The organism is Betaproteobacteria bacterium, from assembly GCA_009377585.1.
Classification (GTDB): Bacteria; Pseudomonadota; Gammaproteobacteria; order Burkholderiales; family WYBJ01; genus WYBJ01.
Genome location: WHTS01000144.1, coordinates 1 through 13,408 on the forward strand (window position 1 = coordinate 1; position 13,408 = coordinate 13,408).

Here is a 13,408-nt window from a genome sequence, read left to right on the forward strand (position 1 = left end):
CGGCCCGCCCTTGAATGCGACCTGTACCGTCTTGATTCCGGTGATGAAGCCGAAGCGGGCGCCGGTCAGATGGCTGGCCGAGCCGATCGCGGACGAGGCGAAGATCAGCTTGCCGGGCCGAGCCTTCGCCGCAGCGATCAAGTCGGCAACCGATCTTGCGTTCAGCGCGGGCGAGCAAACCAGTACATTGGTGCTGATCCCGATATGGGCGACGCCGGTGAAGTCCTTGAGCGGATCGTAGGAGAGGCTTCGCTGCAATACCGCGCTGGTCGCGAAATTGGGCAAGGCGTAGAGCAGCGTGTGGCCATCCGGCGATGCCTTCGCCACGGGTGCCGCCGCCAGCGTGCCCCCGCCGCCGGGCCGATTATCGACCACGACGGGCTGTCCCCACTGCTCATGCATTTTTTGCCCGATCATGCGCGCGATCATGTCGGGCTGACTGCCCGCCGTGGTCGAGGCCACCAGGCGAATGGGCTTGTCCGGATATTTCGGTTGCCCCTGTGCGCAGGCTTGCGACGCGGCGGACAAGCTACCGACAACGAATGCGATCGCGAGCCCATCACCATATCGAGTTGGCATGACGTCCCTCCGAACGGTCGCGTGGTCGAGCGCCGAGCCACATGGAATCCAGGCCTGGGCGCCATGCACGACGAACTGCGGATGGTACTGCGTCCGTCTGCACGGCTACGAGCTTATCGCTTCATCATCCCGTATGCCATCGATCTGGTCTCGCCGAATCCGCAGGTATCCGGCGCGTGTCACTCGATGCGGATATTTCCTTCCTTGATCATTCGGGCCCACTTCGCCAGGTCGTTTTTCCTGAACTCGGCGTATTCTGCGGGTGTCGACTCCACCACCTCCAGGCCGGCCGCGATCAGGCGCCCGCGCACCTCGGGCGCGGTCACCGTTCTCGATACCGCTTGCGCAAGCTTCCCGATCACGTCGCGCGGCGTGCCCGCGGGTGCCAGTACCCCGTACCAGTTCACCACCACGAAGCCAGGGTATCCGGATTCGGCGATGGTCGGCACATCCGGCAGTTGCGTGGCTCGCCGGGCCGATGTGACGGCGAGCACTTTGAGCCGGCCGGCTTTCGCATGCGGCAACACCGGAGAAATGGTCACGACCGCCATGTTGATCTGCCCGCCGATCACCTCGACGATCGCGGGGGCGACGCCCTTGTAGAACACGGAGACGAGATCGATGCCGGATTCGACCCGCAGGAACTCGCTGGTGATATGACCCGGTGTCGCGGTACCGGACACACCAACGGTCAGTTTGCCGGGTCGGGCCTTGGCCATCGCGACCAGTTCCTTGATCGAGTTTGCCGGCAGCGATGGATGGACGACCACGACGTATACGGTATTGGCGAAATGCGAGACCGCGGCGAAATCCCCGAGCGCCTCGTAAGGCGCTTTGGGGTTGATCAGCGGAAGTATGGCGTTGGGACCCGCTGCGCCAAGCAGGATGGTGTAACCGTCGGCGGCCGCGCGCGCCGCCAGATGGGTGCCGATCATGCCTGCGGCGCCGGGTCGATTGTCGACCACCACGGCTTGACCGAGGTGCTCGGCCATTTTCGGCTGTATCGTGGCCGAGAACCGGGATATCGAGTATTTCGCGTGCTTCGACCAGAGCGGGATCGGTGGAATTGAGCGAGACGAACGCATCGTAGCGCTGGCTCCCCTTGGCGGACCGGCAGGCGAGAATGTTTTCAATGATGTCCGGCGTGTCGATCGCCTGAAAGAAGCGGAATTGCTCGCCGAGGCCACTTTTTCGTGTTCCATGGACCTCGATCTCGACGCCAGGCTCGACCACCGACCGGAGGTGCTCTTCCAGCGCGCCATGAAAGTTGGGATTTCTATCCCGGGAAGAAAATACCTGCACCCAAATACGCATTCTTGCTCCTTCATTGCAGCATGCTGCCGCCACGCCCATGCTGCATGGCCCACGCGATGGTCGCCACGTCTGCTCTGAACAGCTCGGCAATCTTAGTCGATTCGACCACACGGTCATAGATTGCGGGATCGGAGCGAAGCGAAAATCATGGCCTCGATTTCGATCGCTGGAAGGTTTAGGGGTCGAGTCTTGTATTCCCATCCGGGCCGGCTCGGTATCGACTTGCATTGCAGGAAAGCCGGCTCGATGAGAACCGCATTTCACCAATCGGAGGCGACAATGACCACGCTGACTCGGCACCTGACATGCATATCGGCTTCAGTGCTGCTGGCAACCGCTGCAGTCGCGGCGCAGGCAGCCGACATGAGTTTCTTTGCAACGAGCGTCGGCCTGGGCAAAGGCGCCGACCTGGACGGGCTTGCAGGCGCGGACAAGCACTGCCAGTCGCTGGCTGCCAACGCCGGCGCCGGCAAGCGAACCTGGCGAGCCTACCTCAGCACCCAGGCGGCGGACGGCGCCAAAGCGGTCAATGCGCGCGAGCGAATCGGCAGCGGTCCATGGCGCAACGCCAAGGGGGTCGTGATCGCCAAGTCCGTGGACGACCTCCACGGCGACAGCAACAACCTCACCAAGGAGACCGTGTTGAGTGAAAAGGGCGAGGTCATCAATGGCCGCGGCGACAAGCCCAATCGGCACGACATCCTCACCGGCACCATGCCCGACGGCCGCGCGCCGACGGACGAAAAGAACATGACCTGCGGCAACTGGACGCAAAGCGGCGAGGGTGCAGCGCTCGTCGGCCATCACGATCGCATGGGGCTTCGCGACGACGCAGCCTCCAAGTCCTGGAACTCATCGCACGCATCGCGCGGCTGCAGCCAGGAGGCGCTCCGTTCCAGCGGCGGCGACGGCCTGCTCTATTGCTTCGCCGTCAAATAGGGATTGCGCCGCCGCAGGTTCGCGAACGAGCCTGCAATCGGCCTTGCGTATGTCGCGGGAATAGTCTGCATGGTGGATGGATCACGCAGGCGCATTGCGGTGCGAAAATCCAAGAAGCGGGGAGACGGCATGCGCGCATCGATCGAATCGCGGGATGCATCGAAGGGAGATGGCTCGCTGTCGCTGTTTGGCGACATCGGTTTCGCCCCTGTTGCGCGCTTGCGCACGACCAGCCCATTCCGGGCGTCCGACGACGAAGCCTTGAAGCGCGCGCAAACCGCTGGCGGAGAGGGAGTCCTAAAAGCACTCGCGCCGCTTCGTGACGCCGCGTGTCCATTCCTCTATGAAAGAAGGCTACATTTTGCGTTGACGCGTGCCGTTACGTGCCTCACAATGCCAACGTCCAACTAGGGCCAGTCCTAGGGACTTGGGTTTGGCGGAGATGTCTCCGCCACCGGGCGGTGAGGAAGCGATGGCGAGACGAGGCATACACCGGCTGTCCCCGCTGTTCGTCACGAAGACGAAAGAGCCGGGACGGCACGCCGACGGCGGCAACCTCTACCTGGTGGTCGAGAAGCAGCCGGCCGGGCACGTCACGAAGTCGTGGTCCTTCATGTACGAGCGCGCCGGCAAGCAGACCGAGATCGGCCTCGGCTCCGTCAACGCCATAACGCTCGATCGCGCCCGGGACAAGGCCTTCGAGTTCCGCGCACTGCTGGCCGAGCGCATCGACCCGCTGCAGACGAAGCGCGAGAGAGAGAACAAGCTCGCCGTGAGCGCGGCCAAGGGCATGACGTTCGATGCCTGCGCCAGCGCCTACATCGACGCGCACAAGCCGGGCTGGCGCAATCCCAAGCACGCCGAGCAGTGGACAGCCACGCTCAACACCTACGCGTCGCCCGTGTTCGGCTCGCTGCCCGTGGCCGCCGTCGACACCGGCTTGGTGATGAAGGTGCTGGAGCCGATCTGGTACACCAAGACCGAGACGGCAACCCGGTTGCGCGGCCGGATCGAGAACGTGCTCGGCTGGGCGACAGTGCGCGGCTACCGCAGCGGCGACAACCCGGCGCGCTGGCGCGGGCATCTGGACAAGCTCCTGCCGATGCGCTCGAAGGTGCAGAAGGTGAAGCATCACGCGGCGATGCCCTACGCCGAACTGCCCGCCTTCATGGCCCAGCTGCGCACCCGTGAGGGTGTCGCGCCCAGCGCGCTGCAGTTCATCATCTTGACGGCGGCGCGGGTTTCGGAAGCGGTCAACGCGCAATGGGGAGAGATCGACTTCGAGGCGCGCGTCTGGACGGTTCCGGCCGAGCGCATGAAGGCCGGCCGTGAGCATCGCGTGCCGCTGACCAAGGAAGCCGGCGCCGTGCTCAAGCGGCTGCAGGACAAGAAGCAGTCCGACTACATTTTCCCAGGCTGGAAGATCGGGCAGCCGCTGACCGGCGCGGCGTGCCTCGAATTGCTCGACGAGATGGGGCATGCCGAGCTGACCACGCACGGATTCCGCTCGACGTTTCGGGACTGGTGCGCCGAGCAAACGAACTTCCCGCGGGAGCTCGCCGAGGCAGCGCTCGCGCATGCGCTCAAGGATAAGGTCGAGGCCGCCTACCAGCGCGGCGACCTGCTGGAGCGTCGGCGCAAGCTGATGGAAGCCTGGGCGGCGTACTGCAACAAGCTGCCCGGTGATGTCGTGCAACTGCATGGAGGGCGACGCACCGCATAGAGAAATACCGTAGCCGGTGCGGTTCACCGGCGAGAGGCGCGACGCAGCCGGATGGAAGCCGACTGCGCCGCTGGCCACGAAGCAATCTGACTAGGAGATCGCACCATGGTTGGCACCAATTCTAAACCCCCGCTACCGTCCGTTCTGGACGGCGCCATCGTCCGCCATTCCGATGGCTGGCGATTCAAGCACCAATCCGGCGGCAGCGCGCCGGACGCGCGTATCAGCGACTTGACCATCGCGCACAACGCACCCGATTTCCGCCCCGTTTGGACTTCGCAGGGCACGTTCATTGAGATCCCGACCCGGTGGGCCGTCAACCTGCCGGTGCCGATCCCAAAAGAGACTTACGCGGTCATCGCCGAGCTGTGCGACCAGGTTGCCTTCCGCGTTCCCGAGCGGTTGGCGGTGAAGTTGGACGGCGGCAAGCACCCGATCGGACCGCGCGCGCTTACGTCGGGTTTCCGGGTTCCGATCGAGCTCTGGCGCCTGTTGATGGGCGACGTGATCGGCGCGCAGTGGGCGAGCTTCGATCATCGCCGCATCGTCGACGAAGCACTGGCGGGGTGGGACGCGAAATGATCCCCGCCGATATCCGCAGCCTGCTCGATCACGTCGAGGCGCAGTACCGTGCCGGGCGGATCGAGGAATGCATAGCGGCGATCGAGCCGTGGGTGAAGTGCATACCCACGGTGACACCCGCGACGGCTGAAGCCGAGACGAATCGCTGCCTCGAAAATCCGGCATACGCGGCCCGCTGCTGGCTGGCTATCGCGTTGCCGCGACTGCGGGCCGAAGCGGCGGTAGCAGCCTCCAAATCCGCTGCGGGTGGACACCGCGCTGCACGCGGCGCGTGTGGTGCTCGATACGCGGTCAATGGGCAAGGTCGCGGGGAGCGCGTGAAGAAGCGTAAGACCAGCAAGACCGCCTCGGCCGAAAAGCCGGGGCGGCCTCGTCTCAAAATCCGTTGGCACTTCGACGACGGCGACGAAAGCCTCGACCTCAAAACCGCCACGCATCAACTGACCCGACAGTTCAAGGATCCAGACAAGGCGCACGCGTATTGGCGCGAATACGAGGCGCTCGAGCGGCGCGAGCTCCACGCTAGCGGCGGCAAGAAATCGGGCGAACCGAAGAGCCGGCGAGCACTGGTCATCGTCCGCGCCTGCGCACATCAACTGCAACAAGCAAGCTTCGAAATTCCTTCTAAGGGCACGCACGGCTGGCGAGCAAAGGCCATTGCCATCCTGCATTCCGCCGCGGTGCCGGTCTACATCGACATCAAGCGCAAGAGGCTCGTAACCGCCTCATTCCTGCGCGACCATGACAACGACCTGCGGGTCGAGATAGCCAAACTGCGGCGAAAGTAGTACGGCCGCAGTTTGAATGCGCAATTCGCATCCGCTTTCGTGAATACTCGTCGCACGCAATGTCACGACGAGGCAAGCGAATGGTGCGAATTCTCAGATTGCCGGAAGTGCAACGCCATACCGGGCTTTCGGCCCGGGTGATTTACCGGCGCGTCGCGGCCGGCACTTTCCCGCGGCAAGTCCCCCTCGGTGATAAGGCGACCGGCTGGCTCGAGAGTGAAATCGAGCAGTGGGTCGCCGAGCGCATCGCCGAGCGGGATGCTACAGCGGGAATGCGCAGCGAGATGGGGCGCGAGCTGCGCGCGCGGCGCGATGTGAAGGCCGCCGCATGAGCCCGCCGGATAAACGAACGCCCCCGGGCAAGGGGGGCGTCGAAGGGCACGGCTCAGGGAGGAGCCGAGAGCATACCCCCGCCGAGCAGCATCCGCAAGTCGATGACGACCGCATAGACCCGCTGGTGCAGTGGTTTGCGCTCGGCGCCCGCGCCAGGCTCTTCGAGCACAAGCGGCGGCGGCGATGAGCGAGGCGCAGCGTCTACTGAAGGTGACGCGGTTCGCCGATGTTAGCGCGCAGACGAAGCACGAATATGCTTTGTCCTGGTCGGACCTGTTCGCCCGCCTCACGAATGCCGACGCGTACGAGCGCAAGGCCGATGCGCCGCTATTGAAGCTCGGCACCTTCGGCGACGATCGGACCGAGAAAGGTGCGCTGCGCACCGACGCCAACATGCTCGGCATCAGCGGCATCGAGGGCGACTACGACGCCGGCGCCGTCTCGCCGATGGAGGCCATCGACATGCTCGAGCGGCACGGCATCCGAGCCTGCGTCTACACATCACCATCGCATACCGACGCGAAGCCGCGCTGGCGCGTCCTGGCGCCGCTGTCGGCCGATCTACCAGTACACCATCGCGACATGCTCATGCGGCGGCTCAACGGCGCGCTGGGCGGCATTCTGACGGGCGAGAGCTTCACCCTCTCGCAGACGTACTACTACGGGCGCGTCAACGGGCATCCATACCAGTGCCTTGCCACCTTCGGCGACCCCGAGGACGGCACGTGCATCAACCTGTTGTCGAACCTGGCCGAGATTGCGATCGGACCGCCGCGGGCGAGCTCCACGCAGACGGCGGAAGTCGCGACCGATGAGGACATGCGCAATGCCATCCTCAGCGGCGAAAACTATCACGAAGCGCTGCGCAGCCTCGGGGCCCGGTTCGCTGGGCGCGGCATGGCCGCTGATGACATCGTGGCAACCCTCGAAGGGCTGATGGATCAATCGAAGGCGCCGCACGATGCGCGGTGGCAGAACAGGCGCAAGTCGCTGCGGCGACTGGCCGACAGCGCGATCGGCAAATATCAGCGCGATAAGCCGAAGCCCGCGTATGAGGGCGCCGGGGATTGGACAGCCGATGTACCGCCGCCAGGGGGCACGACGGAGGCGCCTGGTGCATCTAACTCGGCCGAATGGCCTAGTCCTATCGATCTATCCGCGCTTGCCACACGCGAGCCGGAGCAGCCGCAGTTCGTCGTCAAGGATTGGCTGCCGGCCGGGTATGCAACATTGCTAGCCGGGCATGGCGGCGTCGGCAAGTCGGCGATCGCGCTTCATTTGGCCGTGTGCATTGCACTCGGCCTACCGTTCGCAGGTATGACATGCGAGCGGCGGCGTGTGCTGTATCTGTCGTGCGAGGATCGCGAGAGCGTCCTGCATTGGCGGCTCGATCGCATTTGCCGACACCTGCGGGTATCGCTCGCGGTGCTGGCCGGGCATCTGAACATCGTCGAGCTGGTCGGGCATGACTCGATCCTATGGGACCGTGATCCGCGTACCGGGCTATGTGTCACCCCGGCATTCGGTCAGCTTGAGGCCCGCATGCGAGATTCGGGCGCCAAGGTGCTTATGGTCGATGGCGTGACCGACACCTTCGGAGGCAATGAGAACGCACGCACCGAGGTAAAGCGCTACGTCAACGCTTTGCTCGCACTAGTGCCGAGCGATACCGGCGCATTGCTGCTAGTGGGCCATGTGGCCAAGCTGACCGCCGGCAATGCAGCGACGAGCGAGGGTTACAGCGGCTCGACAGGCTGGCACAACGCTGTCCGCGCGCGCTGGTATCTCTACCCCGAGACCGAGCAGGACGAGGACGGCGGGCGAGCGCAGCGTACCGGACGGCTGCAACTGGAACTGCAGAAATCGAATCTCGGGCCGAACGAGCAGGCGATGACGTGGCATTGGGACGACCAAGCGCACATGTTCCTGCCAGAGCCGGCGCCATCGCACCTCGATCGCAAGGTACAGGATCGCGACGAACTGCAAGGTATTCGCCTTGCCATGCGCGGCTGCATCGACGCCGGGCTGCACGTACCGTCGGCGGCTACCGGCTCGCGTACCGCCTATCTCGTGCTGGCTCAGCGGCCGGAATTCCCGGCAAGTTTGAAGGGCGGCGGCAAGCCCAAAACGCGCCGATTTTGGCGACAAATCGAGCAATTGCGCCAGATGCAGCACATTGCCGAGGATGGCATGCGACGCAAGAACCGTCACGCAGTTGCCGTTTTCGTGCTCACTTCAGAGGGACGCGCCGCATGCGTCGTATGCTGATTTCTGTATGCGACACGCAACGACGCAAGACGCCACTGCGTCGTATGCGTCGCATGCGACAGGGGGTTATAGGGGGAGCGCGCGCGCACTCCTCACGTTGAAGAGCAGCACCAAACCAAGGAGACGATGGGCATGTACGGAACCGAGTTCGAACGAGCAGCCTTCGGGGCAGCGGACCAATGACCGACCGCATGACCTTCGCGAAAAAGCGCTACAGCGCCGCCTGCGCTGCTGTGCTGGCCGGACATCCGGATGCGCAGCGGCTTTGCGAGGAAGCGCTGGCCGAGCTCGAGGCTGCGCGCCGGGAGCAACGTGCACCGGTGCGAGCGGTCCAGCGCGCGAGGACGCGGTGATAGCGGGGGGTGGTCGCGCATCAGGGTTTAGCCCGTACGGAAACCAATCGTCCTCGCATACGCAAAAAACCTTCGACTTTTTAACGGTGTTCAGCAAATGGCGGGCTTGAAAGGGCGAAGCGGCGGGGCGCGGAAGAACGCGGGCGGGGGCGGGGCGCGGCCTGGCTCTGGCCCAAAGCCCCTGGGCGATAACCCTCGATGACTGACGACCTGGCGCGTGAGCTGATCGCCGAGCTGCGGGCGCTGCGCCTGGCGCTCGAGATTCGGCGCACGGCGCCGGATGCCGCGACGGTCGAGTTCCTGGCCGCGGTGCATGCCGCAACCGGCGGGGCGGAGTTCACGAGCGGTGATCTCGCGGCGCTGGCGCTGCATGCCGCACCGCTCGCCGCGGCGATCCGGGGTGTCGCCCGCAGCACGTCGGCTCGGACGATCGGCCGTGCCTTGCACCGCCTCGACGGCCGGGAGATCGGCGGGTACTGCATCGAGCGCCTGCGCGTGGAGCGCGATGGCGCCATTTGGCGCGTTTGCGGTGACTGCGGGTTCGTCACCGCATTAGCCGTTGCGGCGGACGCCAGCAGGCGCGGATGATCCTGGATTTTTGAGGGGCGAACGATGGATCGAGTTCAGATGCGAGGCGGCCCGGCCGGCATTGATTTCGCGAGGCGCGCGATCGCGCTGGCTGTCCGCAGACCGCAGGACGCGGCGCAGTACGCGGCCGAGCGCTGGGGCGCAAACTCGGTTGTTGCCACGGAGATCCGCATGGCTGCCGTTGCCGGCGGCAGCTCGACCGATGCGGATCACGCCGCGGTCACCGGCACGCATATCGGGCCGGCCTCGTTTCTCGGGCTGGTGCGGCCGGACGAGATCCTGGGCAAGCTGCAGGCGCGCATGGTGGCGCCCCACGTCCCGATCGTGACGCAGACCGGCGGCGCGACGGCGCTGTGGACCGAATCCGGCAAGGCGGCGCCGGTTTCACGCACGGCGTTCACTCGGCAGGCCATCAGGCCGCTGCGAGCGCCCGCGCTCATCATCTACAGCGCGGATACGCTCGAGTATTCTTCGCCCGCCGTCGAGCAGATGGTTCTGGATGACATGCGCCGGGCGGCGATCGAGGCGTCGGATACCGCCTTCATCGACGCGACCAACGCGGGCGTCGCCGACAAGATTCCGCGCAGCGTCACGTACGCCGCGCCGAGCTTCGTCAGCAGCGGCGTCATCGGCAACGACATCGCGGCCGCCATCGAGATCTTCGAGGGCGACCTCGCGGCCGCCGCCTGGGTCATGCATCCGGTACTGGCTGCGCGCATCGCGCTGTCCTTCGGCATCGGCTACGCGGCCCGCCTGGGCCCGCGCGGCGGCGTGCTGCTGGACATGCCGGTGATCACGTCGTCGGTGTGCACGTTCGATTCCAGCGGTGGCGTCATCGCGCTGGTCGATGCCAGTTCCATCGCCGTGGCCGACGCAGGCATCGAAGTCATGCGCAGCACCTCGGGCTCGGTGGAGATGGACGACGAGCCGACGGGGGACACGACCGTGCCGACCGGGATGACGACCACGAGCCTGGTCAGCCTGTTCCAGGCCGACTCGGTTGGGATTCGGGTCTCGCGGCGCGTCAACTGGGTTGTCGGCCGGCAGAACGCCGTTGTCACGATCACCGGCGCCACCTACGAGGGCTCATAGCATGAGGACCGATGTCGAACGCATGGCGCGGCACCAGGCCCGGCGCGCGCCCGATCCGGAGCCGCGGACGCCGCTCGAGCTCGCGCAGCGCATGGCGGCCGGCTACAGTCCGCCGGAGAGCGCCGTGCGCGGCTGGCGGGAAACGCATCCGCAGCTGTGGGCCGTGGCAGTCGACGAGGGCGATCGAGCGCACTGGCTGCGCCAGGCCGGCATCGCCCCGGCGGCGCTGGCACCCGTCGCCCGCCGCCGCGGCAACGCGCCCCAGGCCCGCGGCGAAGCCCCGTTCGACCTGCACAAGGTGCTGGGGCGAGCGCGTCAATTCGAGACGCCCACAATCGCGCTGGCAATCGTCAGCTTAGAGGCGAAAAAGCAGCTGCTGCTGCTCGACTCGGAGTATGCCCGGGCGCTCGGGCCGGAAGTGGTGAGCGCCGCCCTGCAGCAAATCGAGCTCGACCTGGAGCGGGCGCGCGAGGCCTTCGCGAACCCGGATCCGGAGCCGGCACCGGAATCGGAAGCGACGCCCGAATCCCGGCCGGCCGCCAAGGCCAAGACGGGCCATAAGGACGACCCCCGAACAAGCAAGAAGCCGGCAACGGTCAAAATGTTGTTCGCGATGCTAGACGGGCTCAAAGAGAGCGAACAACAAATAGTCGATGCGATCAACCTTTTGCACGATCGCCTCGAGAAGATCGAGGCCGCTGGCGGCGCCAAGCCGACGATGCAGATGCGAGAGGGCCGAATGCTTTACTGCGGGTCCTGGCGCAACGACGAGAACTACGACCAGGGCGAGTATGTCAGCCATGACGGCGCCATGTGGCTCGCCTTGACGCGCAGCACCGGCGCGCGCCCTGGTGGCAAGTCTACGTCGACGTATTGGAGGCTCACAGTGAAGCGGGGAGAAATGGAATGAACCCATGGCAGGAGATCGACGCGCCTACCGGCGGCACCGCGGTGATTACCACACGCGCGCATTTGCGCGAGGCCGGTCTCGGCGCCGCCGACGTTCGCGGCGATTACCTGGTCGTGCTGCAGCCGGTCGACCCGGAGGACGCCGCACGGCCCATGTGGGCGCGAACGCTCGACCTGCTGCGCGAGCTGATCGAGACGCTGCATCCCGAGTCAATTGTCCCCAGGGTCGGCCGCGATGAGGATGCCGACGCGCTGCTGGCGCGACTGACGCGCAGTGTGCACTGATGGCGGCGATGCGCGACGCGCAGGAGGTCGAGCGATGAGGGATCGGGCACCGCCGAAGTACGCCGGCATTCACACGCGAGCGCTGGCCGGCACCGCCAGTCCGCGCATGGCGATCCGGGCCATGTGCTTGCAGTGCGTGAGCTACGACGTTGCCGAGGTTCGAGCTTGCCAGATCACGGATTGCCCGCTGCACAAATACCGGCCGTACGCCGTGGAAGTCGCTGACTCGGGGACTTCCGGCGCGTCCCAGGACCAGGCCGCTACCACCCTACCCGCATGACGCGTGACGAGCTTATCGACCGCGTGCGGCGCGAGCTGCGCACGCTCGCCGAGCTGGTGGATATGGTGGACATGCCCGACGCCGCGAGCAGCATCGTGCACGCGGGCACGAGGCACGTCAGGATGATTTATCCTTCGCGGCATGCGCACCGTGCTGGATGCTGCCCGCCGCGAGATCCTGGCCGACCTGACCGGCACGATCGAGGCTGCGTCCCTTGACGATGATTCACGCGCCCGCCTGGCGGTCGCAATGACCGAACTGCTGGACCGGCTGCTGATGGAGCTCGACACGTTTGCCTGCGACGCAGACAGGCGCACGGCTGCCGCCGTCTCTCAGTTCACCCTGACCGCCACCTGGCCGCTGCTCCTGGCGCACCATGCGCCTGCACTGCTGGGCGAGCGCGATGGGCTCAGGTTGCGCGCAGCGATGGATGCCAGGGCGCGGATGCTGCCGGCGTAGCACCCGCTCGATGTCCTGGCCGGCTTGGTGTCGACAGCGACACTAGGAGTGAGATAGGCGCCCGGGCAGCGCCGGCCCGTCTCGATACCCGATTGCGGTTCCGCGCGGGAACCGCAATGACCCGCCCGAGTAGTCCCGGGCAGCGCCGTCCGTCTCGATACGTTCGCTTTGATGGTGCCTTGCGAGCACCATCAATCGCCGAGTAGTCCCGGCAGCGCCGGCCGTCTCGCGATGTGGAGCGGAATTAAGCACAGAACTAGGCGTAATTCAAAGCGCAGAGCCAACCGCAGCCACCGTCTCGATACTCGAACCAGCACAAGCATCGGTTCCGCGAAAGAACCAAAGCGCAGAGCCAACCGCAGCCACCGTCTCGATACGGGGCGTATTGGATAAGCTGCAATATGACCACAGCCCGAAAGCGCAGAGCCAACCGCAGCCACCGTCTCGATACCTCACCCCCCCGCATACCGCGCCACCGCTTGCGCGCCGGCCCGCTTTGCGAGCGCTGCGGGTCTCGTGAGCTTCGCGCACGCCTGCGGGCTTCTCGATTCGGCTTGCAGCCGTTGCTGCGGCTCGATCGAGCGCTGAGGCGTAGCGGCATCAGGTTCGGAGCGCTCGCGGATGCCTCGGCGGCTTCGCGTAGCAGCGCTGGCTGCGTCGCCGGCACCCGGCCGGCTACCGACCTACGTCTGAGAGACGGCGTGCGGTTGTAGCGCGTTCTAGAGCGTTTTCGACTAGGGTTTATACCGGGGATGCCTGGGCGTCGTTAACGCAATAGATTGATTTTATTCAATAAAACTGATGACTTGGCGGAGAGGGAGGGATTCGAACCCTCGATACAGGTTTTGCCCGTATACTCCCTTAGCAGGGGAGCGCCTTCGACCACTCGGCCACCTCTCCGGAGCGAGTGAGTATA

General features: G+C 65.5%; 14 protein-coding genes and 1 tRNA gene. 12 read left to right on the forward strand and 3 right to left on the reverse strand.

The annotated features are described in order from the left end of the window. Together GEV05_27350 and GEV05_27355 are read right to left on the reverse strand one after the other, a co-directional pair. Positions 1-579, reverse strand: a 579-nt coding sequence (locus GEV05_27350) for a tripartite tricarboxylate transporter substrate binding protein (protein ID MPZ47015.1), incomplete at its 3' end; no start/stop codon positions are given. Between the two features lie 179 nt (positions 580-758). Then, a complete protein-coding gene (locus GEV05_27355; GenBank protein ID MPZ47016.1) occupies positions 759-1,907 on the reverse strand; it encodes a tripartite tricarboxylate transporter substrate binding protein in 1,149 nt (382 codons plus the stop codon). A gap of 265 nt (positions 1,908-2,172) precedes the next feature. Between GEV05_27355 and GEV05_27360 the strand changes: the two genes are divergently transcribed. From GEV05_27360 to GEV05_27415, 12 genes are all read left to right on the forward strand, one after another. Beyond that, positions 2,173-2,832 carry a lectin gene (locus tag GEV05_27360; GenBank protein ID MPZ47017.1) on the forward strand — a complete coding sequence of 220 codons (660 nt, stop codon included), beginning with the start codon at positions 2,173-2,175 and terminating at the stop codon, positions 2,830-2,832. A 472-nt stretch (positions 2,833-3,304) separates the two neighbouring features. Beyond that, positions 3,305-4,555 carry a tyrosine-type recombinase/integrase gene (locus tag GEV05_27365; protein ID MPZ47018.1) on the forward strand — a complete coding sequence of 417 codons (1,251 nt, stop codon included), beginning with the start codon at positions 3,305-3,307 and terminating at the stop codon, positions 4,553-4,555. Positions 4,556-4,660: 105 nt separating this feature from the next. Continuing rightward, a complete protein-coding gene (locus GEV05_27370; protein MPZ47019.1) occupies positions 4,661-5,137 on the forward strand; it encodes a hypothetical protein in 477 nt (158 codons plus the stop codon). Beyond that, positions 5,134-5,925 carry a hypothetical protein gene (locus GEV05_27375; GenBank protein ID MPZ47020.1) on the forward strand — a complete coding sequence of 264 codons (792 nt, stop codon included), beginning with the start codon at positions 5,134-5,136 and terminating at the stop codon, positions 5,923-5,925. Before GEV05_27370 ends, GEV05_27375 begins: the two co-directional genes overlap by 4 nt. Before the next feature lie 80 nt (positions 5,926-6,005). Then, the gene (locus GEV05_27380; protein ID MPZ47021.1) at positions 6,006-6,257 is read left to right on the forward strand and encodes an AlpA family phage regulatory protein; all 252 of its coding nucleotides are present in this window, start codon (positions 6,006-6,008) and stop codon (positions 6,255-6,257) included. Positions 6,258-6,441: 184 nt separating this feature from the next. Beyond that, on the forward strand, positions 6,442-8,526 hold the full coding sequence (locus GEV05_27385) for an AAA family ATPase (protein MPZ47022.1): 2,085 nt from the start codon (positions 6,442-6,444) through the stop codon (positions 8,524-8,526). A gap of 551 nt (positions 8,527-9,077) precedes the next feature. Further along, the gene (locus tag GEV05_27390) at positions 9,078-9,467 is read left to right on the forward strand and encodes a hypothetical protein (protein ID MPZ47023.1); all 390 of its coding nucleotides are present in this window, start codon (positions 9,078-9,080) and stop codon (positions 9,465-9,467) included. A 24-nt stretch (positions 9,468-9,491) separates the two neighbouring features. Next, positions 9,492-10,559 carry a phage major capsid protein gene (locus GEV05_27395; protein MPZ47024.1) on the forward strand — a complete coding sequence of 356 codons (1,068 nt, stop codon included), beginning with the start codon at positions 9,492-9,494 and terminating at the stop codon, positions 10,557-10,559. 22 nt (positions 10,560-10,581) lie between these two features. Further along, on the forward strand, positions 10,582-11,469 hold the full coding sequence (locus GEV05_27400; protein ID MPZ47025.1) for a hypothetical protein: 888 nt from the start codon (positions 10,582-10,584) through the stop codon (positions 11,467-11,469). Further along, the gene (locus GEV05_27405) at positions 11,466-11,753 is read left to right on the forward strand and encodes a hypothetical protein (GenBank protein MPZ47026.1); all 288 of its coding nucleotides are present in this window, start codon (positions 11,466-11,468) and stop codon (positions 11,751-11,753) included. The genes GEV05_27400 and GEV05_27405 overlap by 4 nt, the downstream gene beginning before the upstream one ends. A 34-nt stretch (positions 11,754-11,787) precedes the next feature. Further along, positions 11,788-12,033: a hypothetical protein gene (locus GEV05_27410; protein MPZ47027.1), complete on the forward strand. Its 246-nt coding sequence runs from the start codon at positions 11,788-11,790 to the stop codon at positions 12,031-12,033. 141 nt (positions 12,034-12,174) lie between these two features. Then, positions 12,175-12,492, forward strand: a complete 318-nt coding sequence (locus GEV05_27415; GenBank protein ID MPZ47028.1) for a hypothetical protein — start codon at positions 12,175-12,177, stop codon at positions 12,490-12,492. An 807-nt stretch (positions 12,493-13,299) separates the two neighbouring features. Here GEV05_27415 and GEV05_27420 read toward each other — a convergent pair. Further along, a tRNA-Ser gene (locus GEV05_27420) sits at positions 13,300-13,392 on the reverse strand. Positions 13,393-13,408 lie beyond the last annotated feature (16 nt).

What these genes read in the sequence shown, in the direction of transcription:
- GEV05_27360 (MPZ47017.1), top strand. Translation starts at nt 2,173, where the DNA reads ATGACCACGCTGACTCGGCACCTGACATGCATATCGGCTTCAGTGCTG.
- GEV05_27415 (MPZ47028.1), top strand. Translation starts at nt 12,175, where the DNA reads ATGCGCACCGTGCTGGATGCTGCCCGCCGCGAGATCCTGGCCGACCTG.
- GEV05_27370 (MPZ47019.1), top strand. Translation starts at nt 4,661, where the DNA reads ATGGTTGGCACCAATTCTAAACCCCCGCTACCGTCCGTTCTGGACGGC.
- GEV05_27385 (MPZ47022.1), top strand. Translation starts at nt 6,442, where the DNA reads ATGAGCGAGGCGCAGCGTCTACTGAAGGTGACGCGGTTCGCCGATGTT.
- GEV05_27355 (MPZ47016.1), bottom strand. Translation starts at nt 1,907, where the DNA reads ATGAAGGAGCAAGAATGCGTATTTGGGTGCAGGTATTTTCTTCCCGGG.
- GEV05_27365 (MPZ47018.1), top strand. Translation starts at nt 3,305, where the DNA reads ATGGCGAGACGAGGCATACACCGGCTGTCCCCGCTGTTCGTCACGAAG.
- GEV05_27390 (MPZ47023.1), top strand. Translation starts at nt 9,078, where the DNA reads ATGACTGACGACCTGGCGCGTGAGCTGATCGCCGAGCTGCGGGCGCTG.
- GEV05_27375 (MPZ47020.1), top strand. Translation starts at nt 5,134, where the DNA reads ATGATCCCCGCCGATATCCGCAGCCTGCTCGATCACGTCGAGGCGCAG.
- GEV05_27410 (MPZ47027.1), top strand. Translation starts at nt 11,788, where the DNA reads ATGAGGGATCGGGCACCGCCGAAGTACGCCGGCATTCACACGCGAGCG.
- GEV05_27400 (MPZ47025.1), top strand. Translation starts at nt 10,582, where the DNA reads ATGGCGCGGCACCAGGCCCGGCGCGCGCCCGATCCGGAGCCGCGGACG.
- GEV05_27395 (MPZ47024.1), top strand. Translation starts at nt 9,492, where the DNA reads ATGGATCGAGTTCAGATGCGAGGCGGCCCGGCCGGCATTGATTTCGCG.
- GEV05_27405 (MPZ47026.1), top strand. Translation starts at nt 11,466, where the DNA reads ATGAACCCATGGCAGGAGATCGACGCGCCTACCGGCGGCACCGCGGTG.
- GEV05_27380 (MPZ47021.1), top strand. Translation starts at nt 6,006, where the DNA reads ATGGTGCGAATTCTCAGATTGCCGGAAGTGCAACGCCATACCGGGCTT.